At 31.6% G+C, this 1,627-nt stretch carries 3 protein-coding genes; all 3 read left to right on the top strand.

The window, feature by feature from the left end:
- Positions 1 to 391, top strand: a 391-nt coding sequence (locus tag HMPREF9423_RS11710) for an HNH endonuclease (RefSeq protein ID WP_006149564.1), incomplete at its 5' end; no start/stop codon positions are given.
- A gap of 8 nt (positions 392 to 399) precedes the next feature.
- On the top strand, positions 400 to 810 hold the full coding sequence (locus tag HMPREF9423_RS11715; protein WP_006149566.1) for an SMI1/KNR4 family protein: 411 nt from the start codon (positions 400 to 402) through the stop codon (positions 808 to 810).
- 150 nt (positions 811 to 960) lie between these two features.
- Positions 961 to 1,380 carry an SMI1/KNR4 family protein gene (locus HMPREF9423_RS0102320; RefSeq protein ID WP_255218207.1) on the top strand — a complete coding sequence of 140 codons (420 nt, stop codon included), beginning with the start codon at positions 961 to 963 and terminating at the stop codon, positions 1,378 to 1,380.
- The last annotated feature ends 247 nt before the right edge of the window (positions 1,381 to 1,627 follow it).

The following is a 1,627-nucleotide window of genomic DNA, read 5'->3' on the forward strand; positions in this document are numbered from 1 at the left end:
GGTTAGTAAAGATAGTGATGGTAAAATTTTTGGAAGATTAGAGTTAGCAAATAAGAGTCATTCTAAGACTGGAATAAAATTTGATCAAGAAGGATTTCCAATTTTTGATTCTTTTGGGGATATGTACTTAGAGCCAGAAGACTATTTAAAATCAAGAGGAACTCATTTTGATAGGGCTAGCAAAGACTTATACCAGCAAATTATGGCCAATGATGAATTGGCACGTAAATTCACACAAGAAGAAATAGAATTATTTAAAAACGGTAGTGTTCCAAAGAGGTTCACATGGCATCATCATCAAAACCCTGGCTTAATGCAGTTAGTAGATAGACGTATACATAGACAGACAGGGCATATAGGTGGTTACAGTATTTGGGGGAAAGGAAATTAAGTAAGAATATGAAGTGGTTGAATTATAAAGATAGTTCCATAAATATAATAGAAAGTGTGGAGCATAGATTACAGATTACTCTACCAGAGGATTATAAACAATTTGTTTTAAAATATGATGGTGGTTATCCTAGTCCTAATCATTTTAAGGTAGATGGAAAGGTAGAAATTTTCAACAATTTGATCAGCCTAGATGAGAATGAATACGATAATATATATGAAATTCTTGAAGATTTACAAGATCGACTCAGCGATCAATTGATTCCATTTGCAGAAGATGGTTTTGGAAATTTATTATGTTTTGATTATTCAGCGGATAAAAACATCGTTTTTTGGGATCATGAAAAGAACTATGATGATTTTAAAGAGTCAACCTTTGTTTGTGACAGTTTTTCTAGTCTAATTGAGAATCTTTTTTAAGATGTATAGTGTTCTCTTATCGTTAATGACCATTATTTAGAATAAAAGTACTCAGATTGGAAGGAAAGGCGTACTCATAAACCATTTATAAGGTATTATTGTATGAAATTGATTTTGATAAAAATGAGGTACCACTAGATATTTGAAAAAATTAAATCAAATCCTTTAAATCAGTTTTATCCACTTACTAGGGATAAAATCAAAAAAAGTGAAGCAAAGTTAGGGATAATGTTTCCGAAATTACTTAGAGAATTTTATTTAGAAATTGGCTATGGTTTTATTGGGAGTGAAGTAGGTAACATAAATCGAATTATGGATCCAGAGTCTGTTTTAGACTTTAGATTGAGACAAAATGATTTTGAATTTTATCCGGATATTGAAATATATAATGAATTTGAAGGAGATAAAATGATTTTCTTTGAAGCAAATGAATCTGCCCTGATATCAATTGGCTTCGATTCAGACAATAGTGGCAAGATCTATTATTATGATGAAGAGATATCCAAAAACCTTGTAGAATTTTTAGAAAAATTGTCAGAGGACGATACTTTTTATTACAACTTCCTCTAATTAGAGTATTTTTCTGATTTCATCCAATCTTTTAGTCTAAAAAACTGGGTTTCCGCCCAGTTTTTATCGAACAAGACGCTAAGTTGAGAGATGATTTCATAAATGGTCTTTCATCCAATCCTAAATTGGTGGAAAACCTAGATAGTCTCGGCATGTTAGGAGGAGGCGAGGAATGACAAAAGATGTAGAACTTCATTCGTCGACTTGGAAGAGTATGAAACAAGCTATAACGGGACTTACTGAAAAT

Source organism: Streptococcus infantis ATCC 700779, from assembly GCF_000187465.1.
Taxonomy (GTDB): domain Bacteria; phylum Bacillota; class Bacilli; order Lactobacillales; family Streptococcaceae; genus Streptococcus; species Streptococcus infantis.

Bases quoted from the DNA above. Each gene is read 5' to 3' on its own strand.
- HMPREF9423_RS11715 (WP_006149566.1), top strand. From the start codon at position 400: ATGAAGTGGTTGAATTATAAAGATAGTTCCATAAATATAATAGAAAGT.